Here is a 24,629-nt window from a genome sequence, read left to right on the forward strand (position 1 = left end):
ATAATGAGTAAACAGCAAGTCGGCGTCATTGGTATGGCGGTCATGGGGAAAAACCTAGCTTTAAATATCGAAAGCAGAGGGTTTTCCGTCTCTATTTATAACAGAACATCGTCAAAAACAGAAGGCGTCATCGAAGAAAACCCAGATAAAAATCTGGTAGCTACTTATGAATTGGAAGAATTTGTCCAATCATTAGAAACACCTCGCAAAATTTTGTTAATGGTTCAAGCTGGAAAAGGAACAGATACAGTGATTCAACAGTTGCTTCCTCACTTGGATAAAGGCGACATTTTAATTGATGGTGGAAATACCTACTACAGAGACACCATTAGAAGAAGTAAAGAATTAGAAGACTCAGGCATTAACTTTATTGGGACAGGTGTTTCCGGTGGAGAAGAAGGTGCCTTGTTAGGACCAGCTATTATGCCTGGAGGACAAAAAGAAGCGTATGATTTAGTTGCACCAATTTTGGAAAAAATTGCAGCTAAAGCACCTGCCGATAATGAGCCATGTGTCACTTACATTGGACCTAACGGATCAGGACATTATGTAAAAATGGTGCACAACGGTATTGAATACGGCGATATGCAACTCATTGCTGAATCATACCACTTGCTTAAAGACGTCGTGGGTCTATCAAATCAAGAAATGGCAGACGTTTTTAGAGAGTGGAACGAAGGAGAACTGGACAGTTTCTTAATTGAAATTACGGCTGATGCCTTAACTAAAAAGGACCCTCAAACAGGTGCTGATTTAGTTGATGTTATCTTGGACCGTGCCGGTAATAAAGGAACAGGTAAATGGACATCTCAAAGTGCATTAGATTTAGGGTTGCCGTTGCCACTTATTACAGAATCTGTATTTGCCCGTTACATTTCAGCTATGAAAGATGAGCGTGTTGCTGCAAGCAAAGTTTTACCTCAACCCGAAAAAGCTGAATTCACTGGTGATAAAAAAGAGATCATCGGAAAAATCCGTGAAGCCTTATACTTCAGTAAAATCATGAGTTACGCTCAAGGTTTTGCACAAATGGGTATGGCTTCGAAAGAATACGACTGGAATTTACAATACGGTGAGATTGCTAAAATCTTCCGTGCAGGCTGTATCATTAGAGCTCGATTCTTGCAAAAGATTACAGAAGCCTATGAGCGCAATCCAGAATTGAAAAACCTTGTATTGGATGAGTACTTCTTAGACATTACGAGCAACTACCAACAATCAGTTCGTGACTTAGTCGGTATGGCTGTACAAGCGGGCGTTCCAATCCCTGCCTTCTCATCAGCCATTGCTTATTATGACTCTTACCGATCTGAACGATTGCCAGCTAACATTGTGCAAGCTCAACGTGACTATTTCGGTGCTCACACATATGAACGTACAGACCAAGAAGGTTCTTTCCACTTTGACTGGTATGAAGACAAAGGCGAAGAACGATGGAACTAACCCAAACTGAATAGAACGAATAAGATGAAGAGAGCAGGTTTCTAATGGGAAACCTGCTATTTTCATGTAAAAGGCAGTTCTAACTGGTCCTTGATTTCCATAACGACCAAACTGTGGTACACTTGAAGAGCTTAGTCGTACACGGTCAAGAACCGTTTTAATGAAGAGTAAGTGAGGAATAAAGATAGGAGTGAAGAAGTTGGCTAGAATATTAATCATTGAAGATGAAAAGAACCTTGCTAGATTTGTTGAATTGGAATTAAATCACGAAGGCTTCGAGACGGAAGTTCGTTTCGACGGTCGATCCGGTCTGGAAGCAGCCGTTACTGAAAAAGACTCTTGGGATATTATTTTACTGGACTTAATGCTTCCAGAATTGAATGGTATCGATGTGGCTCGCCGCATTCGCCAAGTAAGCAATGTACCTATAATTATGATGACTGCCCGCGATTCTGTTATTGACCGTGTATCTGGATTTGATCACGGTGCGGATGATTACGTCGTTAAACCATTTGCGATTGAAGAACTATTGGCTCGTATGCGTGCCCTACTGCGTCGTATCGACATTCAAACAGAAGAGAATGTTAGCCGTCAAACGACCATCAATTATAGAGATATTGTTGTTGAGAAAGAAAATAGAGTAGTTAAACGCGGAGATGAAGTCATCGAATTAACTAAACGTGAGTACGAGTTACTTGTTGAATTGATGGAAAACGTGAACGTGGTTCTTTCCCGTGAAGTCTTATTAAATAAAGTGTGGGGCTATGAAACAGAAGTCGAGACAAATGTTGTCGATGTCTACATCCGTTATTTGAGAAATAAAATTGATGTAGCAGGTAAAGAGAGCTACATTCAAACCGTTAGAGGGACAGGATATGTGATGCGCACGTGAGAGCACAAGCAGCCATTGATACAAAGAATGTTAACCAAAAGAAACGAATTTCTTTAAGATGGAAATGGACCATCGGGGCTGCTGTAGCACTATTCTTAACGTATACTATCTTTTCGGCTATTTTGTTCGTCACTTTTCAGCAGATTATGATTGACAATGAACAGCAATCCGTTCGAAATGTGGTACACAGCTTATCGGAACGCTTTGGCCAGTTCTATTATAATTTAACAGAAGAAGATGTCTTGAGTGTTTTAGAAACGGAAGAACCGTTCTTGACTCCTGAACTGCCTTTACTAGAGGAATCACCTTTAAGAGGAAGCTTTCCACTTCAAACAAGGCAGGAAGCGATGGTCATTCGAGTATTCGATCAAAATGGTGAGCAGATATATGAATCGAAAGATGTCCCAATTGGCTTTACACCCAGAGAGACCGTTCAAATTCAACTGATTGAAGAAGGCGTCGACGATGAAATGCTGTCAGCAGTCGCCCCTGTTAATTCGTATTTGAATGGAGAACGCATTGGTTACATTCAAGTGATCAACACCTTATCTCTTTATCACCCATTGTTTAGAAGTGTATTGGGAGCTGTTTTGTTAGCAGGTGTCATTGCTCTTTTGTTTAGTGCGGTTGTCGGCTATATTTTGGCAATTGTCTTTTTACAGCCCATTAGGCGGCTGACGGAAGCGATGCATATCATTGAAAAAGAACCAGAGTCCGATGAACGCATTGATGTTGGGGATGGGAACGATGAATTAACTGAACTGGCCAATGCCTATAATGCCATGCTAGACCGAATGCAGAAAAACATTGACCAGCAAAAACAATTCGTAGAAGATGTGTCTCATGAATTGAGAACCCCTGTTGCGGTAGTCGAAGGGCACATGAAACTACTGAATCGATGGGGTAAAGATGACCCCGTTGTATTGGACGAATCATTGAGTGCGTCACTCCAAGAGATTGAACGCATGAAGAGTCTCGTTCAAGAGATGCTAGACTTATCTCGAGCCGGACAAGTCGAAATCCACTACAAAAACGAGCGCACGCCCATTAGGGAAGTGGTCAATCAGACCTTTAACAATTTTAAATTGGTACACCCGGACGTGACGTTCATTTTAGATGATGATCTGGAAGAAGATATTCTCATCAACATGTACCGTAACCATTTGGAGCAAATCTTAATTATCTTGCTAGATAATGCAGTGAAATACTCCACAGATAGAAAAGAAGTTCATGTGAGCGTGTCTGACAATTGGTACACGATTCAAATTGCTATCCAAGATTACGGAGAAGGCATGACTCAAGAAGATACTGAGAAAATCTTTAACCGCTTCTACCGAATAGACAAAGCCAGAAGCCGTCACAAAGGTGGAAACGGCCTTGGCCTGTCCATCGCTAAACAATTAATAGAAGGTTACCACGGAAAAATATGGGCTGAAAGTGTCTTAAACCACGGCTCCATCTTCCGAATCGAACTACCTAAAATTAAAGAAGACAGTGACAACTAATTAAAAAATAACTCCCATATGAGTGAGAGAAGACAAAGACCTGTCTACCTCTTTCATGTGGGAGTTTTTTAATTAAATAGTGAATAAAAAAGAGCGATCAGCTAAGTGATCGCTCTTTTAATCGTCTATTAAATTAACGACGTTGCTGTTTACCAGCATTACGTCCACCTTTTTGCTCGAAAGGACTTTGATTTTTACGTCTTTCTTTTGCAGTCGGTGCAGGATTAACAACTCCTGATTGAGCTGGAGTTACAGTTTTACGCGGTCGTTTTTTACGTTCGACCACTTTAGTCCTGCCGTGTTTCTCTTTTAATTCTTTTTCCATTTTAGGCTTGTAGTACAAGTTTGTAATCAGTGACTGTGCAATAGCAACCAATCCACCAGCAAACCAGTAAAGAGTTAAACCGGCAGGACCGGAGATAGAGAACATTAAAATCATGACCGGGTTCATCAACATCATGGTACCTGATTGCTTACGTTGCTCTTCAGGCATACCAGCTTGCATCACGCGTGTTTGAATGTAGTAAATAATACCAGTAATGACAGCCAACCCAATACTTCTTTGTCCTAATTGAATCCCTAACCATGTAGCGTTTCGGATGGATTCAGACATGTTAATCGCCTGATACATCGCCGTAAAGATAGGCAATTGGATTAAGAGAGGCAGACAGCCTGATAAGCCGCCAAGCATGCTAACATTGTGTTCACGATAAACTTCCATTAATTCCTGATTCAGTTCCTGCTTTTCTTGAGGGTCGGTTGCCGCTTTAAGCTCCGCTTGAATCTCTTCAGTAGCTGGTTTAATAGCTTCCATCTTGACTTGTTGTTCCATAGTCGAACGTTGTTGTTTAACAGATAGAGGCAAAATCAGAAGACGGACGATAATGGTAATCGCAATGATTGCCAAACCATAGCTTCCGAATAAATCAGCTAAAATTTCAATGAATTGTTGTGTTGGTATAACAAGGTAGTCGAACAAGAACTGAGATATCCCACCAGCCGGGTTACCTTCTTGGTCGATTCGAATACATCCCGACAGGAACAAAACCATCGTTAACATTCCGCCAGATAATAATAATTTTTTAGTTCGGTTTCTCAAATTCATTCAATCCCTTATAAAAATTAAGCAAGGCATCTGCGCCACGCTATTCATCACTATACATTAAAGAAGAGCTGAATTCAATTGACTTGAGAAAAATTAGATTTTTCTTCAATGTTAGGATCAAATGTCACCACAACTTTGTCCACATCAGCTGCTGGACTAGGACCCTTCCTCAATGCCTCAATGAATTGGTCCATCGTCTCTTGTTCCGCAATGGCTTCCACATAAACGGTGCCGTCCGATTCATTCCGTACGATACCTTTAACACCCAACTCTTGAGCTGCTTGTTGTGTTGAAAAGCGAAAGCCCACTCCTTGAACACGTCCGGAAATCTCTATACGAGCTTTTTGCAAGGCTTCATCCTCTTTAGGATCATTGGCATAAATGACTTCACCAGTCGATTCTCTATTTTTTCCCTTATTAAAAAACTCTCTGAACATGGATCCCATTTTAAGCACTCCTTCATTAAGATAGGCAAACGGATGGACTTGGTTCTCATAACCTTTCAATCTCATTTTACCTTTTATACTTGTGCTGGGTCAATTATAAGGGTATCAGAGTCGATTCTACCATTCGCTTGCTTCTTTATGGAAGAAAACCGAGCCTACCTTGACCTTTTGTTTCATGGTATAATTAAGCGAGTATGTGGAAAGGAGTCACGATATGGCGAGAGCGAGAAAAAGAGGACGACCAAAGAAAAAACAACATAAAATTGCACCGGAGATTACAGGATTTATATTATTTTTTATAAGTTTATTAGCATTAGGATCATTCGGCTTTGCCGGAAGAGTATTTACAAACATCTTTCGATTTTTTGTAGGAGATACGTATCACTTTTTAGCTATTATATTATTGGTAACAGGTATTTATTTACTTTTGAAAGGCAGTTGGCCAAGTTATAAAGGTGCGAAAACAAAAGGAGCTAGTTTAATTTATACCGCTTGGCTTGTTATCCTTCATTCAAGATTATTTGCTGCCATTATGTCTGAATCAATTAATAGTGTGAATGCAACCTGGCGCTTTTTTTGGTCAGAATTTACCTCTAATAGTGTAAATGAAGCATTAGGAGGAGGAATGATAGGTGCCGTATTTTTTAATGCCAGCTACTTCTTATTCTCCTTCGTAGGGACCTACTTAATGATTTTGACCCTGGTCTTTCTGGGTGTGATGACGTTTTTCCAATTATCATACCGAAATCTATTTGATAGAATTAGAAAAGGCTTGAAGTCACTATTTATGTGGATAGGTAGTGGATTTAAAACAATTGGCACGACTGTTCAGTCAAGTTTCAAAAATAGCCGAAAAAACAAGAGTCAAAAACCAGCTAAGCAAAAAAAGCGTGCGTCAAGAAAGAAAACGACAGACAAGTCCTTACAAAACGAGGAGCCATCAGTGGCAGCAACGGAGGACGACTCAGAATCCATTATTGCTTACCCTACATACAACCAAGCAACGGATGATGATGCTGGGCAAGCTTTAGAAGGAGAACAGACTGCTTTAGAATTCGAAGAAGATACACTAATGGCTCAAGCTAAAGCAAAAGGCAACAGCCAGAAACAAGTTGAAGATGAAACAACTGACGACGACTCGCCGGTGAAGTTCGAGGTAAGCGAAAAAGAAAACGAATCGTATAAATTACCACCCCTTACCTTACTGGACAAGCGTCAGAAAGTGGATCAGTCCAATGAATATTCCATTATCAAACAGAACATCAAGAAACTCGAAGAAACATTTGAAAGTTTCGGAGTAAATGCCAAGGTAACCAAAGCCAATCTTGGTCCAGCAGTAACGAAATATGAAATCCAACCAGCTACAGGTGTAAAAGTCAGTAAGATTGTTGGATTAACCGATGATATTGCTCTTGCTTTAGCGGCTAAAGATATTCGTATGGAAGCGCCGATTCCAGGAAAAGCACTGATTGGAATAGAAGTACCCAATTCAGAAGTTAGCATGGTTTCCTTTAGAGACGTCATCGAAGGTCAGGTTAGTAACAAAGACAAGTTACTGGAAGTGCCTTTAGGAAGAGATATAGCGGGACACGTAGCAATGGCTGATTTGTCTAAGATGCCTCACTTATTAGTAGCCGGAGCTACCGGTTCAGGAAAATCTGTAGCCATAAATGGTATCATCACCAGTTTGCTTCTCAAAGCAAAACCGAACGAAGTAAAATTGATGATGATCGATCCGAAAATGGTTGAGTTGAATATGTATAACGGCATTCCTCATTTGTTGACACCAGTGGTTACGAATCCTAAAAAAGCGGCACAAGCTTTGCAAAAGGTTGTGCAAGAGATGGAACGCCGCTATGAATTATTTGCGGCAAGTGGATCGAGAAATATGGAAGGCTACAACACATTAATTAAGAAAAGAAATAAGGAGTCGGATGAAGAGTTACTACCACTCCCTTATATCGTTGTCATAGTAGACGAGTTAGCAGATTTGATGATGGTGGCTTCAAATGAAGTAGAAGATTCCATTATCCGATTGGCACAAATGGCTCGTGCTGCTGGCATACACATGATACTAGCTACACAACGGCCAAGTGTTGACGTCATTACAGGTATCATTAAAGCAAACGTCCCTTCACGAATAGCCTTTGCAGTATCAAGCGGAACAGACTCACGAACGATTCTGGACAGCAATGGAGCAGAAAAACTCTTAGGTAGAGGAGACATGCTGTTTCAACCTATGGGAGCCAATAAAGCTAACCGGGTTCAAGGGGCATTTATTTCTGATGAAGAAGTTGAGGCTATTGTTAGCTTTGTTAAAGACCAACAAGGAGCTAATTATGTAGAAGAAATGATTCCTAAAGACGAACCCAAATCAGCCGCTGGAGAATCAGAAGATGAATTATATGATGAAGCTGTCGCATTAGTCGTTGAAATGCAAACAGCAAGTATTTCTCTTTTGCAAAGACGCTTTAGAATTGGCTATAATCGAGCAGCACGTATAGTTGATGAGATGGAAATGAAAGGGATCGTTGGATCTTCAGAAGGTTCTAAACCAAGAGAAGTGTTAGTAGAAGATTCAGCTGGGGAAGAAGATCAACAGAGTCTAGGAATGTAGTGAATATGCATAAAAGAAAAAATGATGAGAATAATTATTGATTTCTAACTTTTAATTTTATTACAAAAGTGTTACTATATGCTTGAAAGGATGTTGACAGCGGAACCACGTTTGAGTACATACGCTTTTACAAACGTCTTGATGCTGTTGGCTTTCTTAGAGCAAGATAAAAAATAGGGGGAATAAGATATGACAACGATCAAATTAAGAAGTCTATTAGCTCTTGGAGCTTCTGCTTTCTTGTTGGCAGCATGTCAAGGGGAAGATGCTGGAGGAGGAGATACACCAGTAGAAGATCCTGCAACTGGAGATACGTCGACTGACACAGGTGATACCGGTGACACAGATACAGACGAAGACACTACTGACGAAGGTGATGATACAGAAGCCGTTGATTTTTCAATCGCTATGATTACCGATGAAGGTGGAGTAGACGACCGTTCATTTAACCAGTCCGCTTGGGAAGGTATGCAAGAATGGGCAGTTGACAATGGATACAGTGGCGAACGTGGAGACGGTATCAACTATTACCAATCTAACGACTCAGCTGACTTCGTTCCAAACTTAAACGCCGCATTAGCTGACGGACATGACATCATTTATGGTATTGGATTCTTATTACTAGATTCAGTTAATGATGTCGCTGCACAAAATCCTGACCAATGGTTTGGTATTGTCGATGAAATTTCTGAACTTGATAACGTTGTATCGTTAACTTTCCGCGACCACGAAGCCGCATTCCTTGCTGGTGTAGCAGCTGCTCACACGACTGAAACAGGTCAAGTAGGCTTTATCGGCGGTATCGCTGGACCAGTTATTGACCGTTTTGAAACAGGATTTACTGCTGGTGTTGCTCATGTAGATGAGAGCATTGAAGTGGATGTTCAATACGCAGAATCATTTAGTGATGCTGGAATTGGACAACAAATCGCTGCAGGTATGTTCACGAACGGAGCAGACATTGTTTATCACGCAGCTGGTGCTGTAGGTAACGGTGTGTTTACGGAAGCTCGTAACCGTTTAGAGTCAGATCCTGACAGTCAACTTTGGGTAATCGGGGTTGACCGTGACCAAGAAGAAGAAGGAAACTGGGATGGCGGAAACTTCACATTGACTTCAACGCTTAAAGGTGTAGGAAAATCTATTATCTTATCAGCTGACCAAACAATGGAAGAAGGATTCCCTGGTGGAAAAAACATCGCTTATGGACTTGAAGAAGACGGTGTTGGTCTAACTCGCGGTAACATGTCTGAAGAAGCTTGGGCTGCAGTAGAAGAAGCACGTCAATCAATCATTGACGGTGAACTTGAAGTTCCAGAATTCACTTACAGTAACTAATCTTTCATCGATTAAAGTAGATATATAAATGAAAAGCGCTAGTCCGAGGGCTGGCGCTTTTTTTTCAGTCTGTTATAGAAAACGAATTCATTGTCACAATGAATTCTATTATATTTCTTAAGACTACTTGAATAGTAGGATAGAATAAGTAATAATAACTATTGGGAATTATATTAGAAACAAGGAGGGATCGGTAGTGGCTCAGACAGCAAATGTTATTGAGATGATAGGGATTACGAAGGAATTCGGGACCTTCAGAGCCAATGACGACGTACATTTAGATGTTAAAAAAGGAGAAATTCATGCACTGTTAGGAGAAAACGGAGCAGGTAAATCGACTTTAATGAATATATTGTCTGGATTATTGGAACCGACATCAGGAACAATCAAGGTAAATGGACAAGAAGTTCAAATCTCTTCTCCGGACGTCGCTAATAAACTTGGTATTGGAATGGTTCACCAACACTTTATGTTAGTGGATAAGTTTACAGTGGCAGAAAATATCATGCTCGGTAAAGAAAAGCACCGCTTTGGCTTTATTGATGCAAAAGAAGCAGAAAAAGATGTTCAAGAATTATCTGATCGTTATGGCTTAAAAGTTGATCCGAAAGCCGAAATTGCATCGATTACTGTAGGCATGCAGCAAAGAGCAGAAATACTTAAAACACTTTATCGTGGAGCAGATATTCTTATTTTCGATGAACCAACAGGCGTGTTGACTCCCCAAGAGATCGACGAGTTAATGGGAATTATGAAAGCGTTAGTCAAAGAAGGGAAGTCTATCATTTTGATTACGCATAAATTAGATGAAATCAAAGCTGTAGCCGATCGTTGTACAGTTATTCGTCGCGGTAAGAGTATTGATACGGTTGAGGTGGCAACAACCTCTCAGCAAGAATTGGCTGATATGATGGTTGGACGCTCAGTATCGTTTAAAGTTGACAAAAAACCAGCTAACCCACAAGAGCCAGTATTAGTCATTAAAGATTTAGTTGTAAAAGAAGCTCGTGGATTCGATGCTGTTAAAAAGATTAGTTTAGAGGTTAAAGCAGGAGAAGTTTTAGGTATTGCTGGAGTAGACGGAAACGGACAGTCGGAGTTAATTCAAGCTATCACTGGTCTGACTAAAGTTGACTCAGGAACCATCACTCTAGACGGTAAAGATATTACGAATTTAAAGCCTCGTCATATAACTGAAACCGGTCTCGGACATATTCCAGAAGATAGACAGAAGTATGGGTTAATCCTTCCAATGAGATTAGAAGAAAATATTTCTCTACAGACGTACTATCAAAAACCTTACAGCAAAAATGGTTTCTTACAGCATGATAAAGTAAAAGAGCAGGCGAAACGATTAATTAAGGAATTTGACGTGCGTACGCAAAGTGAAGAAAGCCCGGCTGCTGCTTTGTCAGGTGGTAACCAACAAAAAGCAATTATCGCGAGAGAAATTGATCGTAACCCGTCACTATTGATTGCGGCTCAACCTACACGTGGTTTGGACGTTGGTGCAATTGAGTACATCCACAAACGTTTGGTAGAACAGCGTGACAACGGAAAAGGCGTTATTTTAATGAGTTACGAATTAGATGAAGTCATGAACGTCTCTGACCGAATTGCTGTGATGTATGACGGAAATATCATTGCTATTGTGAATGCTAATGAAACAAATGAAAAAGAATTAGGCTTGCTCATGGCTGGAGTCTCTCCTGAAAAAGCACATGAAGAAGTAAAGAAAGAAACTGGAAAGGAGAGCGAATCCTTTGTTGAAAGTAAGTAGAAGCAAACTTGATAACTTATTGGTGCCTATATTTTCCATTATACTCGGATTTGTTTTCGGAGCGATTCTCATGCTGTTCTTTGGATACAACCCAATAACAGCTTATGAAGCCATGATAATGGGCGTATTTGGTAGTCCTTACTTTTTAGGTGAAGCCTTAAGACAAGCAACGATCTTAACCTTTACAGGTCTAGGTTTTGCGATTGCCTTTAAAGCAGGATTCTTTAATATTGGCGTATCCGGACAATTACTTGCAGGTTGGGTCAGCGCCATCTGGGTTGCCTTAGCTTTCCCAGATTTGCCAAGACTGGTTTTGGTTCCATTAAGTATTGGAGCAGGGGTCTTATTTGGAGCGATTTGGGCTGGTATTGCTGGTTTCCTAAGAGCGTATTTTGGTACGAGTGAAGTCATTGTTACCATCATGCTTAACTTTACAGCCTTGCATACAACAAATTATATTATTCGTAACATTCTAGCAGTAGGGAATACAACTGAACGTATCAGCGAAAATGCAAGCTTAAGAGTGGGTTGGTTAACTGATTTAACAGCAGGTTCACGTTTAAATATGGGCTTCTTCATTGCAATAGTCGTCGTTATTCTTTACTGGATTTTCATGACACACATGACTGCAGGTTTTGAAATACGTGCAGTAGGTTTAAACCCATTTGCCTCAACTTACGCAGGGATGAGCGCGAAGAAAAACATAATTTTATCAATGGTGATTAGTGGGGCTTTAGCTGGTTTGGGCGGAGCTATCCATGGAATGGGAACCTTTGGTAACTTATTTACTCAAAACGCTTTGCCAAATATAGGCTTTAACGGAATCGCCGTTGCCTTACTTGGACTAGGAAACCCAATTGGGATTTTCTTCTCTTCTATTTTGTTTGGTGTATTGGATGTAGGGGCTGGCTTTATGCCTAACCGTGCAGGCGTTCCAGATGAAATGGCATCTATCGTTATTGCTGCTATCATCTTCTTCGTCGGAGCCAATTACTTGATTAGACTCGTTTTAAATAAAGTATCCACTAATAAAGCCGTTCAAAATGAAGGAGGAGAATAGGCATGAATTTAGAGTCATTATTACAATTAATCGTTTCAAGTTCACTAACCTATGCTGCTCCATTAATTTTTACAGCACTTGGTGGAACATTCTCAGAACGTAGTGGTGTCGTAAACATTGGGCTAGAAGGAATCATGGTCATGGGTGCATTCATGTCAGCTGTTTTCAACTTGACATTCTTTGAAACATTTGGGCAAATGACGCCATGGTTAGGATTGTTGGCAGGTGGACTGATTGGGGTCTTATTCTCACTAATCCATGCTGTTGCAACGATTAACTTACGTGCAGATCACATTATTTCTGGTACGGTCATTAACTTAGCAGCCCCAGCCTTAGCTGTCTTCTTGACACGAGCCATTTATGGAGCTGCACAAACAGGGCCTTTAGGACGCTCATTCGGTCGTTCTAACATCTTCTTATTACACCGTATACCAGTTATCGGACCTATTTTCTTCGGAAATACATCAGGTCCTGCTTACCTAGGCATATTGGTTGCTATTTTATGTTGGATTGTCTTATACAAAACTCGTTTCGGTCTAAGGTTACGATCAGTAGGTGAGCATCCTCATGCTGCTGAAACGTTAGGAATCAACGTTTACCTAATGAAATATTCAGGTGTAATGATTTCTGGTTTGTTAGGTGGGATTGGTGGAGCGATTCAAGCACAGGCTATCCATAATGAGTTTGGTATTTTAACGGTTGCCGGACAAGGGTTTATTGCGATGGCTGCAATGATCTTCGGTAAATGGAATCCATTGGGAGCTATGGGTGCAGCTATTTTCTTCGGATTCGCTCACAGTTTAGCTCGCGTAGGAAACTATATTCCAATTATTCAAGATATCCCTTCTGTCTGGCTTAAAGTTCTTCCGTACTTACTAACTATTGTTATCCTAGTAGGAGTAGTGGGACGTTCAGAAGCACCTAAAGATCTAGGTAATACCTACGTTAAATCAAAATAACGAAACTCAGTAGTACAAAAAAGAAGGCCATCCCGTTTAATTGGGATGGCCTTCTTTTTAATAGTCTGTTATTTACTCTCATTAAAATGATGGAAGTAGGTTTCTCTGTAACGGTACATGCGCGTATTCCAAATTGGTTTAGGTACCGGTCTGTCATCTGTCAATTGGTAAGTCAAGAAGAGAGAAGGGAAGTTGACGCCTGCGCCAAGGGACATGACCTGACTGCCGCAAAAGCGGGGATTAATATCTGTTAGTTTAAATTCGCCATGCTCCTTCATAAATTGAAGATTGATAAAACCATCCTCAATAAAAACCTCAGCAATCTCAGTAGACAGTTTTATTAAACGATCTTCTTTTACTACAGAACCTTCAATGACCAGACCACTCGACACACCTGCTCGGTCTCTAGGAACGGCAACAACAGTTTTTCCTGCATGAACATACACATCCACACTGTATTCAGGGGCTTCCAATTCTTCCATCATAATACGCCGTGTATCAGGCACTGCTTCGATATAATCGTTTATGTAATAAACCCGATTCTTTTGATTTTGAACAGCTTTCAAGAAATGCTGGCGGTCTGTTAAAATAGCAAAGCCACTTGCGGCATAACCCGAGACATCTTTAACGATGACGTGGCTGTGGTCTTTAAAGTATTTGTTTTTAATCGCTAATAATTCATCGCTTGTATCAAAAGCATAATAAGTAGGGATAACATTTTCCAGCCCAGCTTCTTTTAGCCATTTATAAGCTTGTTCTTTATCCCGAAGCTTAGGGTAATGTTGACTAGTTGGGAGAGAAAACGGAATGGACAGTCTGTTCTTATACTCCTCATAAAGATCGATTTCAGGAGGGTAACAAGAGAAGAGGGCTTGTACATGTTCCTTTTCTATAATATCGTTAAGGGTTTTAAAGTAGTCTTCCACATTATCCTTGAAGCGGGGGACTTGATAAACCGTATCACAAAGTGCATTTCCTGCAGTAACGGCACGGGATTCAGTCCCGATAATATGAATGTCATCTCTTTCTTTTAATCCTTTTAACACGCCGTGTGCGATAGGTGAACCAACGGCGGTAACTAATACGGTCAATTTTTCCATGAAAAAATCTCCTTCTGTACTCCGAGAGGCTATTTATGTACACTATAATCTATGATAACACAGCAATTAAACTATCTTCAAATAATACAATGTCCGCTAAAGGGATATAAGCTATCGTTTTTCAATAGCCAATAAAAAGGGTGGATCATTTTTTTGATTGATAAATCCATAATTCAGCACATTGAAATGCTCTTGTGGTAAGGCAGATGCAAAATCCAAAACGGCGGATTTTTCCTTTTTGCCACCGGGATGGCCGTGGTACACCATAACTAAGAGCATACCCTTCTTCTTTAATACGTTTAAAGAAGCATCTAAAGCCTTGAGTGTGGTTTCGGGAATAGTCACAATAGACTTATCTCCTTTAGGTAGATAGCCTAAATTAAAAACAATAGCTGAAATTGATTCACTATCTGGACAGATTTCTAGTATATGTTCGTGACCATTGTGCTGTAAGTCAACTCTATCATTTAAACCTGCCGCTAATAGTTTTTCACGAGTAATAGCGATAGCTTCTTCTTGAATATCAAAAGCAATAACTCGACCGTCTTTACCAACCAAATTAGCCAGTAATAACGTGTCGTTCCCGTTCCCAGCGGTTGCATCAATGACAGAATCGCCTGCATGAACTGTTTGTTTAAGTAACGCATGTGAAAAAGCAAGAGGGGATTGTAACAAAACAGAGGCTCCTTTCGATGACGATTAACAAAAAGTGAATAACGACTCATTTCATTCATATTTATATTACAAATAAATAACAAAGTTGATTTGAAGAAAATTACCGTTTCTCTTTGGACACAGGACAGGTATAATAAATGAACAAAGACATGCTTAATTTGAAAGGAGCAATTTAATGAAGATGAATAAATATAAGGTGCCCCTTAACAAATCAATTGGACCAACAAAACAATTACGTCCAGTCAGCTTATCTGCCGGTATACTTGTCAGCGTCTTAGCGACAGGTGGATTTTCACAAGCAGTAGATGCACAAGAATGGTCAGTGGATCATGATGAACTGCTTCATTTATATGAACAGTATACTGCTTTAGAAGGTGCAATGGAAGAAGCGAATGCGTCTGTAGAAGAAACAGAAGCTGCAATTGAAACCCTAACTGATGAAGAAAAAGAAGAATTAACCTACATAAAAAATCAGCTTATCAAAATGATTGAAATGGCAGGCGGGCAATCTGTTCTGGATCAATTACATAACCAAACCTTATCCTACGAACAGTTAGACGCTATTTTTACCGGACTGCTTGAAAGTCAACTGCAATCAGCTGACCAAGTGGTTGAACTTGATGAGACAGAAGAAATCGAGGAATTAGAAGAAATCAGTGATGAGGTTGATTACGAGTTAGAAACGGACCTTGATGAAACGACTGAAATAGAAACGGTTAGTTTAGCACTTGACAGTTCTGATGAATCTGTGGAAGTAGAAGAGCCGATTACTGAAGAAAATTTTGAAGAACCAGAAGAACCAGAAGAACCAGAAGAACCAGAAGAACCAATAGAAACGATTGAAGAAGAGGTTGTAGAAGAACCAGAAGAAGAACCGGTTGAAGAAGCGCCGAAATTAGAAACACCTAAAGCCCAAGCACCAAAACAAACTGAAAAACCTGCTGAAAAAGCAATCGTTCACGTGGTTAAATCGGGTGATACTCTAAATAAAATTGCCCAACAATACGGAACGACAGTGAACACTATTGCATCATTAAACAACTTAACCAATGTGAACCGTATCTCAGTTGGACAAACCTTAGCTATCAATGAAGCAGGAAAAACCCAAGCTCCAAAACCAACACAAAGCATACCTGGAAACTTGGAACAAGCTAAAACACCACAAGCTTTTATTAATCAAATCGCAGGCTTTGCTCAACAAGTGGCTCAGGAACACGGTCTATATGCGTCTGTTATGATTGCTCAAGCCAGCTTAGAGTCGGGCTATGGTAGAAGCCGTTTATCTACTGCACCAAATCACAATTTATTCGGTATCAAAGGATCATACCAAGGACAGTCTGTTGCCATGCAGACGCGTGAATACTATTCAAATACAGGTTGGATTACGATTACTGACCACTTTAAAAAGTACCCAAGTTATGAAGCGTCCCTGCGTGACAATGCAAGACTGTTAAGAAGAGGAACAAGTTGGAACCCACAGTTCTATTCAGGAACATGGGTAGAGAATACGACATCATACCGTGATGCAACGGCATGGTTAGAAGGCAGATACGCTACTGACCCGACTTATGCCAGTAAGCTGAATAACTTGATTCAACTGTACAATTTAACTCAATATGACGTACCAGTAAATGGCGTAACTAAACCGAATCCTGCACCAACGCCGGCTCCAGTTCCGCAAACACCTGTTACTCCGCCTACCAATAACGGTGGTCAGACGACGAGTTACCTCGTCGTTAGAGGGGATACATTAAGTGAAATTGCTTTAGAGCATAAAACAACGGTACATGCGTTGAAAGCTGCCAACAACCTGAAAACGGACTTGATCTTTGTTGGTCAGCGATTAATCGTACCAGCTGCACAAAGTCAACCGCAACCTGTTCAGCCGACACCAAGTCAACCCGTCACACCTGCACCATCTAAACCGGAAGAGTCCGTTAAACCGGAAACGTCAACTCCCGTAGAAACAGTGACACCTGACCGTCCTCTTGAAAACGGGGTCAGTTATACTGTTTCAAGAGGAGACACATTGTCTCATATAGCCGTACGATTCAAAACGACTATAGGAGCCATAAGAGAGGCCAATCAACTAACTGGCGATGTCATTTACGTTAACCAAATCTTAGTGATTCCAGGAGCTTCAACTCCTGAAAAACCTGTTGAAACAGTTAAACCAGACGTTAATGATAATCAATCAGCAAGTGGCCAGACTCATGTCGTAAAAGCCGGAGACACATTATCTGCTTTAGCAAGAAACTATAAAACAACAGTAAACACATTGAAGACATTGAATAAGTTGTCTTCTGACACCATTTATGTGGGTCAAAGACTGACGTTACCTCAACCCTTGGAAGAACAAACAAAGCCAGCTCCTGAAAAGGCACCTGTAACGACACCTGACAGCCAACAAGGACAAGGCAGTTACACGGTCAAAGCAGGCGATACCTTAATCCGTATTGCCCTCTTGAACAAAACGACAGTGGCGAGATTAAAAGAGATGAATGGACTTCAGTCTGACTTAATTAGAGTCGGTCAAGTCTTGTCCATTGCGTCTCCAACACAGCCGACTACGCCTACACCACCTGTTAAAGAAACAGCTCCAGTAAGAGGTAGTTATGTTGTCGTTCGTGGCGACAGCTTATCAAAAATTGCTCGTGAATTTAACACAACAGTAGCTAAATTAAGACAAGACAATAACTTAACAAGTGATGTCATTTATATTGGTCAAAGCTTGCTCGTTTCTAATGTCACCCAACAGCCTGTCTCTCCAGCGAAACCTGAAGTAGGCAAGCCGGTCACACCAGCACAACCAACAGGAATACACGTTGTTGTAGCTGGCGATACATTAAGTCAACTAGCTAAAACTTATCAGACGACTGTTGCAAACTTGCGTGAACTGAATAAGTTGGACAATGCTGACCGCATTTTTGTAGGGCAACAACTGCAGGTAACAACTAATCAACAATCTGCACCTGTACCAGCTAAGCCAGAAGTAAAACCAGTGAGTCAGACTTTATCTCACAAAGTAAAAGCGGGAGATACCTTATCTCATATTGCTCGTGAGTATAATGTGACAATTAATCAACTAAAAGAATGGAATAAGTTGACGAGTGACATCATTTTCGTGAACCAAGAGCTTCAAATTCTGTCTCCAACAACGGGATCGACCACGCCACCGTCCTCTACAAACGAAAAAGTAGCTGAAGTGAAAACCAGTACGTATAGAGTTAAAAGCGGCGATACCTTATCACATATTGCCAGAAGCTTTAAGACGACTGTTCAATCACTCAGAGAATGGAACCATTTGAAAACAGACTTGATTTTTGTTGACCAAGTATTAACCATTAAGAATTAAAGTTTCAGCCAGCCGCCAACTTGGGGCTGGCTTTTATTCATTTCATGGTACAAAGTTTCATGAATAAAGAAACTATAGTCATTTGAAAGCGGATTAGTTATAATAAAGCTACCATCTTCTTTGTTTAACGAACTTATTTTTAATACTATTTTTATAAACAAAGGAGATGAAAAAAGGAAAAAGGAGTGACAAAGGTATGAAGTTTTTACAACGCATTGGTCGTTCCCTTATGTTGCCAGTAGCAGTACTACCTGCAGCTGCGATCTTAATGGGGATTGGATACTGGATTGACCCGAGCGGATGGGGTGGAGAAAGCCAAGTTGCCGCCTTCTTAATTCGTGCAGGTTCCTCACTGATTGACAATATGGGTATATTGTTCGCCATTGGGGTAGCCCTGGGAATGTCCAAGGATAATAATGGATCAGCAGCAATCAGTGGATTGGTCGGTTGGTTAGTGACAACTACCATGCTGGCACCAGATACTGTTGCTATGCTGATGGATATTCCGGTTGAGCAAGTGGATGCAGCTTTTGGGGCGACTAGAACTCAATTTATTGGGATTTTAGTCGGGATTATTGCGGCTCTTGTTTACAATCGCTTTAGCGAAACACGCTTACCTCAAGCTCTTGCCTTCTTTAGTGGGCGTCGACTTCCACCTATTATTGTGGCCGTGGTGTCGCTTATTGTAGCAGGTATATTGATGCTTGTATGGCCTGTTCTATACAATGCTCTCGTTGCTTTTGGTACATTTATGAGTGGACTCGGATCAGTTGGGGCAGGACTATATGGCTTCTTCAACCGATTATTGATTCCAACTGGTTTACATCATGCTTTAAACTCTGTATTCTGGTTTGATGTCATTGGTATCAATGACATTGGTAACTTCTGGGCTGGAACGGGAGAATTAGGTGTCACAGGTATGTACCAAGGTGGTTACTTCCCAGTGATGATGTTCGGACTTCCTGCTGGTGGTTTAGCTATGTACCATATGGCTCATGATGACCAGAAAAAACGTGTGGGATCATTGATGTTGGCTGCAGGTTTTGCCTCATTCTTTACAGGGGTAACTGAACCAATCGAATTTGCTTTCATGTTCGTCGCACCATTACTTTTCTTGATTCATGCTATCTTAACAGGTATTTCGTTATTCATCGCAGCATTCTTTGGATGGACAGCCGGATTTGGCTTCAGTGCTGGATTTGTTGATGGCTTCTTAAGTTTCAACTTACCTCTAGCTAACCAACCGTATATGTTAATTTTACAAGGTTTAGTATTTGCAGTTATTTATTACTTCGCTTTCCGTTGGGCAATCGAGCGATTCAATTTGAAAACGCCTGGACGTGGAGATGAAGTGGACTTGGATGATGGAGCATTTGCAGGAGACACACTAGCTCCAGCAGCTCCAACAGCTAACCAAGGCACTGACGGACGTAAGCAAACAGCTACAGCTTCAGCAGATAATGAATTCCGTAGAAAAGCGGAAATTATTTTGGACGGTATTGGCGGAAAAGAAAACATTGCCAGTTTGAATTACTGTGCAACACGCTTGCGTTTTGAGTTAAATGATATGAATAAAGTAGACGAAAATCGCATCAAACAAGCCAATGTTCCTGGTGTTAGAAAAGCCGGTAAAAATAATTTACAGGTAGTCGTCGGAACAGAAGTTGAGTTTGTAGCAAACGAAATCGAAAAACTGTAATAAATAAAGGATTGCGGGAAGCTGAACTCTTTGGTAGAATAGGTGAGAGATAAAGAAACACCGAACAGGAGCAGTAAGCGACTCATTCCTATTAGAGAGTGTATGGTTGGTGAAAATACACAGAATGTAAGCTGAACTCGCCTGGAAGTGCCTTTGGGGAAATAACGTACTCAAAGTCGTTCTCCGCGTTAAGGAGTTGAGATTGCTTTTCTAACGGATTCGTCCGCATAGAAGCAATAAAATTAGGTGGTACCGCGATATGAACGCCCTATGATTAGCAGATTAATCTGTTGATCATAGGGTTTTTTATTTTTCAAACAATAGAGTTTAAAAAAGGGAGAGAGAATAGATGTCTTTTAATCACTTGGAGATTGAAAAGAAATGGCAGGCGTATTGGGAACAGAACCAATCATTTAAAACGACAGAAGATAAAGAAAAAGGGAATTTTTTCGCACTGGATATGTTTCCTTATCCATCAGGGCAAGGGCTTCACGTTGGACACCCGGAAGGCTACACAGCGACAGATATTGTTTCAAGAATGAAACGGGCACAAGGCTATAACGTTCTTCACCCAATGGGTTGGGATGCCTTTGGCTTGCCGGCTGAACAATATGCACTGGATACAGGGAATGACCCAGCAGAATTTACGGAAAAGAATATTCAGACATTTAAACGTCAAATCAATTCACTTGGCTTCAGCTATGACTGGGAAAGAGAAATCAACACGACTGACCCAGACTACTATAAATGGACGCAATGGATTTTCACTAAACTGTATGAAAAAGGCTTGGCTTACGAAGCGGAAGTTCCGGTTAACTGGTGTCCAGCACTTGGGACCGTTTTGGCTAACGAAGAAGTGATTGATGGGAAATCTGAACGAGGCGGGCATCCAGTTTACCGTAAACCGATGAAGCAGTGGATGCTGAAAATTACAGCTTATGCTGATCGCTTGCTAGACGACTTGGAAGAGGTTGACTGGCCTGAACACATTAAAGACATGCAGCGTAATTGGATTGGTAAATCTGAAGGAGCTGAAATCACGTTCGATATTAAAGATTCCAAAGAACAATTCACTGTCTTTACGACTAGACCGGATACTTTGTTTGGAGCAACTTATGCCGTTCTAGCTCCAGAATCTGAAATCGTTAATCGCATCACCTCTAAAGAACAAGAAGAAGCTGTTCAAGCCTATAAAGAAGCCGTTGATAAAAAATCAGATTTGGAACGTACCGATTTGAACAAAGACAAATCTGGTGTATTCACTGGAGCGTATGCGATTCATCCAATCACTAAAGAAGACATGCCGATTTGGATTGCTGATTATGTGTTGGCTTCTTATGGAACAGGAGCGATTATGGCCGTTCCAGCTCACGATGAGCGTGACTTTGAATTTGCTCAAAAATATGACTTGCCGATTCAGTCAGTGATTGAAGGCACAGATACTGAAAAAGAAGCTTATGTAGGTAATGGCAAACACATTAACTCGGACTTTATGAATGGGTTGGAAAATGAAGAAGCCGCTCAAAAAATGAACGAGTATTTGGAAGAAAAAGGTTTGGGACGCAAGAAAACGACCTACCGATTGAGAGACTGGCTATTTGCCCGTCAACGGTATTGGGGTGAACCTATCCCAGTCATTCATTGGGAAGACGGTACCTCGTCAGTCGTACCAGAAGACCAGTTGCCGGTTATTTTACCCAAAACCGATCACATCAAACCGTCTGGTACAGGGGAATCTCCTTTGGCCAACATCACAGAGTGGGTTAACGTGGTTGATGAAGAAACAGGACGCAAAGGTAAACGCGACACGAATACCATGCCGCAATGGGCAGGCAGTTCGTGGTATTTCTTGAGATTTATCGATCCGAAAAATACAGAGCAATTGGCGGATCCCGAATTGTTGAAAAAATGGCTGCCGGTTGATTTGTATATTGGGGGAGCAGAGCACGCGGTTCTTCATTTGCTTTACGCTCGATTCTGGCACAAATTTCTTTACGACCTGGACCTTGTCCCAACAAAAGAGCCATTCCAGAAACTCTTTAACCAAGGAATGATTTTGGGCGAAAACAACGAAAAAATGTCTAAATCAAAAGGTAACGTAGTGAACCCAGATGACGTGGTTCATCAATATGGTGCAGACACACTTAGACTGTACGAAATGTTCATGGGACCCCTTGAAGCGGCGATCGCTTGGAGTGAAGACGGCTTGGAAGGGTCACGCAAATTCCTTGACCGTGTGTGGCGTCTGTTCATTGATGAGAACGATAAAGTAAGAGACCGAGTCACAACATTTAATGACAAATCACTTGAAGTGGTTTACCATCAAACAGTGAAAAAAGTAACGGAAGACTATGAAGCACTGCAATTCAATACAGCTATTGCTCAACTCATGGTCTTTGTTAATGCAGCCTACAAAGCAAACGGTCTACCAATAGAGTACGTGAAAGGCTTCGTTAAATTGTTAGCACCCGTTGCCCCACATTTGGGAGAAGAACTCTGGACTAAATTGACTAAGTCCACAGAAGGCATCACTTACGAAGAGTGGCCAACTTATGATGAGAGCAAATTGGTCACAGATGAAGTAGAAGTGGTCTTCCAAATTAACGGAAAAATTCGCTCTAAAGCACAAGCGTCTCCATCTATCTCAAAAGATGACTTGGAGCAGCTAGCACTGAACGATGAAAAAATAAACGAACAACTTGAAGGGAAAACAATACGTAAAGTGATTGTCGTTCCTGGTAAGTTAGTCAATATTGTTGCGAATTAAATACTAGAGTAGGGAAGGCTTGTCCTTCCCTCTTTACATATCAACTGAAGTGAGGATAGAAAGATGCAAAATGGCAAAAAAGTCAATGAATTAACGAAGCAAGATTTAAGGCGATTCGGCCAACTCGTCTGGTCTACCAACATATCAAAAGGTCTCATAGCCATTGGTCTGGCTGGAAGCTTATTGACAACGGGGACACAATTATTGATTCCTTTAGCCACTCAACAATTCATCGATGGGATTGAATTTGATGCCTTTACACCGTGGATGATTGGAGCTATTATCGGAATCTTTATCTTGCAAGTCCTACTAAATGGTTTTTCCAATTATGTTTTGCATAAAATTGGCCAAGGAGTCGTGTCCGGCTTGCGTGAATTCTTGTGGAATAAAGTGATCAAGTTACCCGTAGACTTTTTTGACCGTTATGCATCAGGAGAAATCGTCAGTCGAGTGACCAATGATACAAGCATCGTTCAAAACTTAATCTCCTCTTTTTTTCCGCAATTTATTAATGGGATTTTATCGCTAACCGGCATATTTATCATTCTCATTTTTATGGACTGGCAAATGACTCTGGTGATGTTGACAGCAGTTCCCTTAAGCTTGGCACTAACGCGTCCATTAGGCAGGCGAATTGCTAAAGTATCCCGGGAAATGCAGGATGAAACAGCGACCTTTTCAGGGAAAATCCAGCAGACAATCGCTGAAATTCGATTAATGAAATCATCAATCGCAGAAGACTATGAAAAAGAAAAAGGAACAAAAGACATTTACAGCCTTTACCAAATCGGACTAAAAGAAGGCAAATATATGGCCATTATCGGTCCCATGATTTATACCTTGATGATGGGCGTGATGGTTTTTTTCATTGGATACGGCGGTGTCCGAGTTGCACAGGGAAACATGTCAACCGGTCAATTAGTCGCCTTTTTACTGTATCTCTTTCAAGTGATTTTCCCCATAACCACCTTTATGAACTTCTTCATGCAAATGCAAAAAGCGGCAGGCGCAACCGAACGCATCACCATGATTTTAGACGAACAAGAAGAAGCAAAAATGGGGGGCATCGACTTATCGATTGAGAACCTCCCCATCATCTTTGACAACGTCACTTTTTCATATGAAGCCGAAAAAGCAGTCATCAAGCACGTCTCTTTCCAAGCCAATCCCGGAGAAAAAATAGCGTTCGCAGGGCCAAGTGGTGGAGGCAAGTCGACACTCTTTGCTTTACTGGAGCGGTTTTATAGACCAGACAGTGGAGAGATTAGAGTAGGCGGCACGCCAGCTGAAGAGATAAATTTGACGAGTTGGAGAAGTCAAATCGGTTATGTGTCACAAGAAAATGCCATGATGTCGGGATCGATTAGAGAAAACCTTTGCTATGGCTTACCACATCCAGAAACCTTAACAGATGACTATTTGTGGAAGGTGCTGGACATGGCGTTTGCGGCAGAATTTATCAAAAATCTGCCCAATCAATTAGAAGAAGAAATCGGTGAACGAGGAAGTAAACTATCAGGCGGACAACGCCAGCGGATTAATATTGCAAGAGCCTTTTTAAGAAATCCAAAAGTCTTAATGATGGATGAAGCGACTGCCAGTTTGGATAGTCAATCAGAGAAAATGGTCTCTCAGGCTCTGAACAAATTAATGGCCGGTCGAACCACCTTTGTCATCGCTCACCGGTTAAGTACGATAGTGGATGCAGATAAGATTTTATTTATTGAGAACGGTCAATTGACGGGGATAGGTACCCACGAGGAATTAGTGCACACTCATCCTTTGTATAAACTATTTGCTAGTCAACAATTATCAGAGGAATAAGAAATGTAATTAACGAACGAATAATGAATCTTTTCCGCAAAGGATTGAACCTCATCGAATAAAG

At 40.9% G+C, this 24,629-nt stretch carries 16 protein-coding genes and 1 other annotated feature; of the genes, 12 read left to right on the plus strand and 4 right to left on the minus strand.

Annotated features, from left to right (window positions below; all coding sequences use genetic code 11):
• The first annotated feature begins 3 nt into the window (after positions 1 to 3).
• The 3 genes from gndA (at position 4) to C3945_RS02680 (ending at position 3,840) form a co-directional block, all read left to right on the plus strand.
• Positions 4 to 1,443 carry an NADP-dependent phosphogluconate dehydrogenase gene (gene gndA / locus C3945_RS02670; RefSeq protein ID WP_161878144.1) on the plus strand — a complete coding sequence of 480 codons (1,440 nt, stop codon included), beginning with the start codon at positions 4 to 6 and terminating at the stop codon, positions 1,441 to 1,443.
• Positions 1,444 to 1,642: 199 nt separating this feature from the next.
• Positions 1,643 to 2,335, plus strand: a complete 693-nt coding sequence (locus C3945_RS02675) for a response regulator transcription factor (protein WP_161878145.1) — start codon at positions 1,643 to 1,645, stop codon at positions 2,333 to 2,335.
• On the plus strand, positions 2,332 to 3,840 hold the full coding sequence (locus tag C3945_RS02680) for a HAMP domain-containing sensor histidine kinase (protein ID WP_237585450.1): 1,509 nt from the start codon (positions 2,332 to 2,334) through the stop codon (positions 3,838 to 3,840). The genes C3945_RS02675 and C3945_RS02680 overlap by 4 nt, the downstream gene beginning before the upstream one ends.
• A gap of 133 nt (positions 3,841 to 3,973) precedes the next feature.
• Here C3945_RS02680 and yidC read toward each other — a convergent pair whose 3' ends face one another.
• Together yidC and C3945_RS02690 are read right to left on the minus strand one after the other, a co-directional pair.
• Positions 3,974 to 4,945, minus strand: coding sequence for a membrane protein insertase YidC (gene yidC, locus C3945_RS02685; protein WP_161878146.1), 972 nt, complete (start codon positions 4,943 to 4,945; stop codon positions 3,974 to 3,976).
• Between the two features lie 74 nt (positions 4,946 to 5,019).
• Positions 5,020 to 5,391, minus strand: a complete 372-nt coding sequence (locus tag C3945_RS02690; protein WP_237585451.1) for an acylphosphatase — start codon at positions 5,389 to 5,391, stop codon at positions 5,020 to 5,022.
• A 214-nt stretch (positions 5,392 to 5,605) separates the two neighbouring features.
• Between C3945_RS02690 and C3945_RS02695 the strand changes: the two genes are divergently transcribed.
• The 5 genes from C3945_RS02695 (at position 5,606) to C3945_RS02715 (ending at position 13,145) form a co-directional block, all read left to right on the plus strand.
• Complete coding sequence (locus C3945_RS02695) at positions 5,606 to 8,008, plus strand: DNA translocase FtsK (RefSeq protein WP_161878147.1); 2,403 nt, start codon at positions 5,606 to 5,608, stop codon at positions 8,006 to 8,008.
• 189 nt (positions 8,009 to 8,197) lie between these two features.
• On the plus strand, positions 8,198 to 9,346 hold the full coding sequence (locus tag C3945_RS02700) for a BMP family lipoprotein (RefSeq protein WP_161878148.1): 1,149 nt from the start codon (positions 8,198 to 8,200) through the stop codon (positions 9,344 to 9,346).
• 196 nt (positions 9,347 to 9,542) lie between these two features.
• Complete coding sequence (locus tag C3945_RS02705; protein WP_442862158.1) at positions 9,543 to 11,126, plus strand: ABC transporter ATP-binding protein; 1,584 nt, start codon at positions 9,543 to 9,545, stop codon at positions 11,124 to 11,126.
• Complete coding sequence (locus C3945_RS02710; protein WP_442862159.1) at positions 11,113 to 12,186, plus strand: ABC transporter permease; 1,074 nt, start codon at positions 11,113 to 11,115, stop codon at positions 12,184 to 12,186. The genes C3945_RS02705 and C3945_RS02710 overlap by 14 nt, the downstream gene beginning before the upstream one ends.
• Before the next feature lie 2 nt (positions 12,187 to 12,188).
• A complete protein-coding gene (locus C3945_RS02715; protein WP_161878149.1) occupies positions 12,189 to 13,145 on the plus strand; it encodes an ABC transporter permease in 957 nt (318 codons plus the stop codon).
• Positions 13,146 to 13,213: 68 nt separating this feature from the next.
• Here the strand turns inward: C3945_RS02715 and C3945_RS02720 are convergent, their stop codons facing one another.
• Positions 13,214 to 14,245, minus strand: a complete 1,032-nt coding sequence (locus tag C3945_RS02720) for an ATP-grasp domain-containing protein (RefSeq protein ID WP_161878150.1) — start codon at positions 14,243 to 14,245, stop codon at positions 13,214 to 13,216.
• Between the two features lie 111 nt (positions 14,246 to 14,356).
• Positions 14,357 to 14,920: a class I SAM-dependent methyltransferase gene (locus tag C3945_RS02725; protein WP_161878151.1), complete on the minus strand. Its 564-nt coding sequence runs from the start codon at positions 14,918 to 14,920 to the stop codon at positions 14,357 to 14,359.
• 175 nt (positions 14,921 to 15,095) lie between these two features.
• Here C3945_RS02725 and C3945_RS12035 point away from each other — a divergent pair, with 175 nt between their 5' ends.
• The 4 genes from C3945_RS12035 to C3945_RS02745 all read left to right on the plus strand — a co-directional run bounded on the left by C3945_RS12035 (position 15,096) and on the right by C3945_RS02745 (position 24,565).
• A complete protein-coding gene (locus C3945_RS12035) occupies positions 15,096 to 18,275 on the plus strand; it encodes a LysM peptidoglycan-binding domain-containing protein (protein ID WP_161878152.1) in 3,180 nt (1,059 codons plus the stop codon).
• A 196-nt stretch (positions 18,276 to 18,471) separates the two neighbouring features.
• Positions 18,472 to 19,974, plus strand: a complete 1,503-nt coding sequence (gene nagE / locus C3945_RS02735; RefSeq protein WP_161878153.1) for an N-acetylglucosamine-specific PTS transporter subunit IIBC — start codon at positions 18,472 to 18,474, stop codon at positions 19,972 to 19,974.
• A 51-nt stretch (positions 19,975 to 20,025) separates the two neighbouring features.
• Positions 20,026 to 20,248: a binding site (T-box leader), on the plus strand.
• A 75-nt stretch (positions 20,249 to 20,323) separates the two neighbouring features.
• Complete coding sequence (leuS, locus tag C3945_RS02740) at positions 20,324 to 22,741, plus strand: leucine--tRNA ligase (protein WP_161878154.1); 2,418 nt, start codon at positions 20,324 to 20,326, stop codon at positions 22,739 to 22,741.
• 63 nt (positions 22,742 to 22,804) lie between these two features.
• On the plus strand, positions 22,805 to 24,565 hold the full coding sequence (locus C3945_RS02745; protein ID WP_161878155.1) for an ABC transporter ATP-binding protein: 1,761 nt from the start codon (positions 22,805 to 22,807) through the stop codon (positions 24,563 to 24,565).
• Positions 24,566 to 24,629: the final 64 nt, after the last annotated feature.

It is taken from the genome of Alkalibacterium sp. MB6 (assembly GCF_009935905.1).
Classification (GTDB): domain Bacteria; phylum Bacillota; class Bacilli; order Lactobacillales; family Carnobacteriaceae_A; genus Alkalibacterium.

Coding starts and splice junctions, on each gene's coding strand:
- C3945_RS02715 (WP_161878149.1), top strand. CDS start 12,189: ATGAATTTAGAGTCATTATTACAATTAATCGTTTCAAGTTCACTAACC.
- C3945_RS02745 (WP_161878155.1), top strand. CDS start 22,805: ATGCAAAATGGCAAAAAAGTCAATGAATTAACGAAGCAAGATTTAAGG.
- leuS (WP_161878154.1), top strand. CDS start 20,324: ATGTCTTTTAATCACTTGGAGATTGAAAAGAAATGGCAGGCGTATTGG.
- yidC (WP_161878146.1), bottom strand. CDS start 4,945: ATGAATTTGAGAAACCGAACTAAAAAATTATTATTATCTGGCGGAATG.
- C3945_RS02690 (WP_237585451.1), bottom strand. CDS start 5,391: ATGGGATCCATGTTCAGAGAGTTTTTTAATAAGGGAAAAAATAGAGAA.
- C3945_RS02695 (WP_161878147.1), top strand. CDS start 5,606: ATGGCGAGAGCGAGAAAAAGAGGACGACCAAAGAAAAAACAACATAAA.
- C3945_RS02720 (WP_161878150.1), bottom strand. CDS start 14,245: ATGGAAAAATTGACCGTATTAGTTACCGCCGTTGGTTCACCTATCGCA.
- gndA (WP_161878144.1), top strand. CDS start 4: ATGAGTAAACAGCAAGTCGGCGTCATTGGTATGGCGGTCATGGGGAAA.
- C3945_RS12035 (WP_161878152.1), top strand. CDS start 15,096: ATGAAGATGAATAAATATAAGGTGCCCCTTAACAAATCAATTGGACCA.
- nagE (WP_161878153.1), top strand. CDS start 18,472: ATGAAGTTTTTACAACGCATTGGTCGTTCCCTTATGTTGCCAGTAGCA.
- C3945_RS02700 (WP_161878148.1), top strand. CDS start 8,198: ATGACAACGATCAAATTAAGAAGTCTATTAGCTCTTGGAGCTTCTGCT.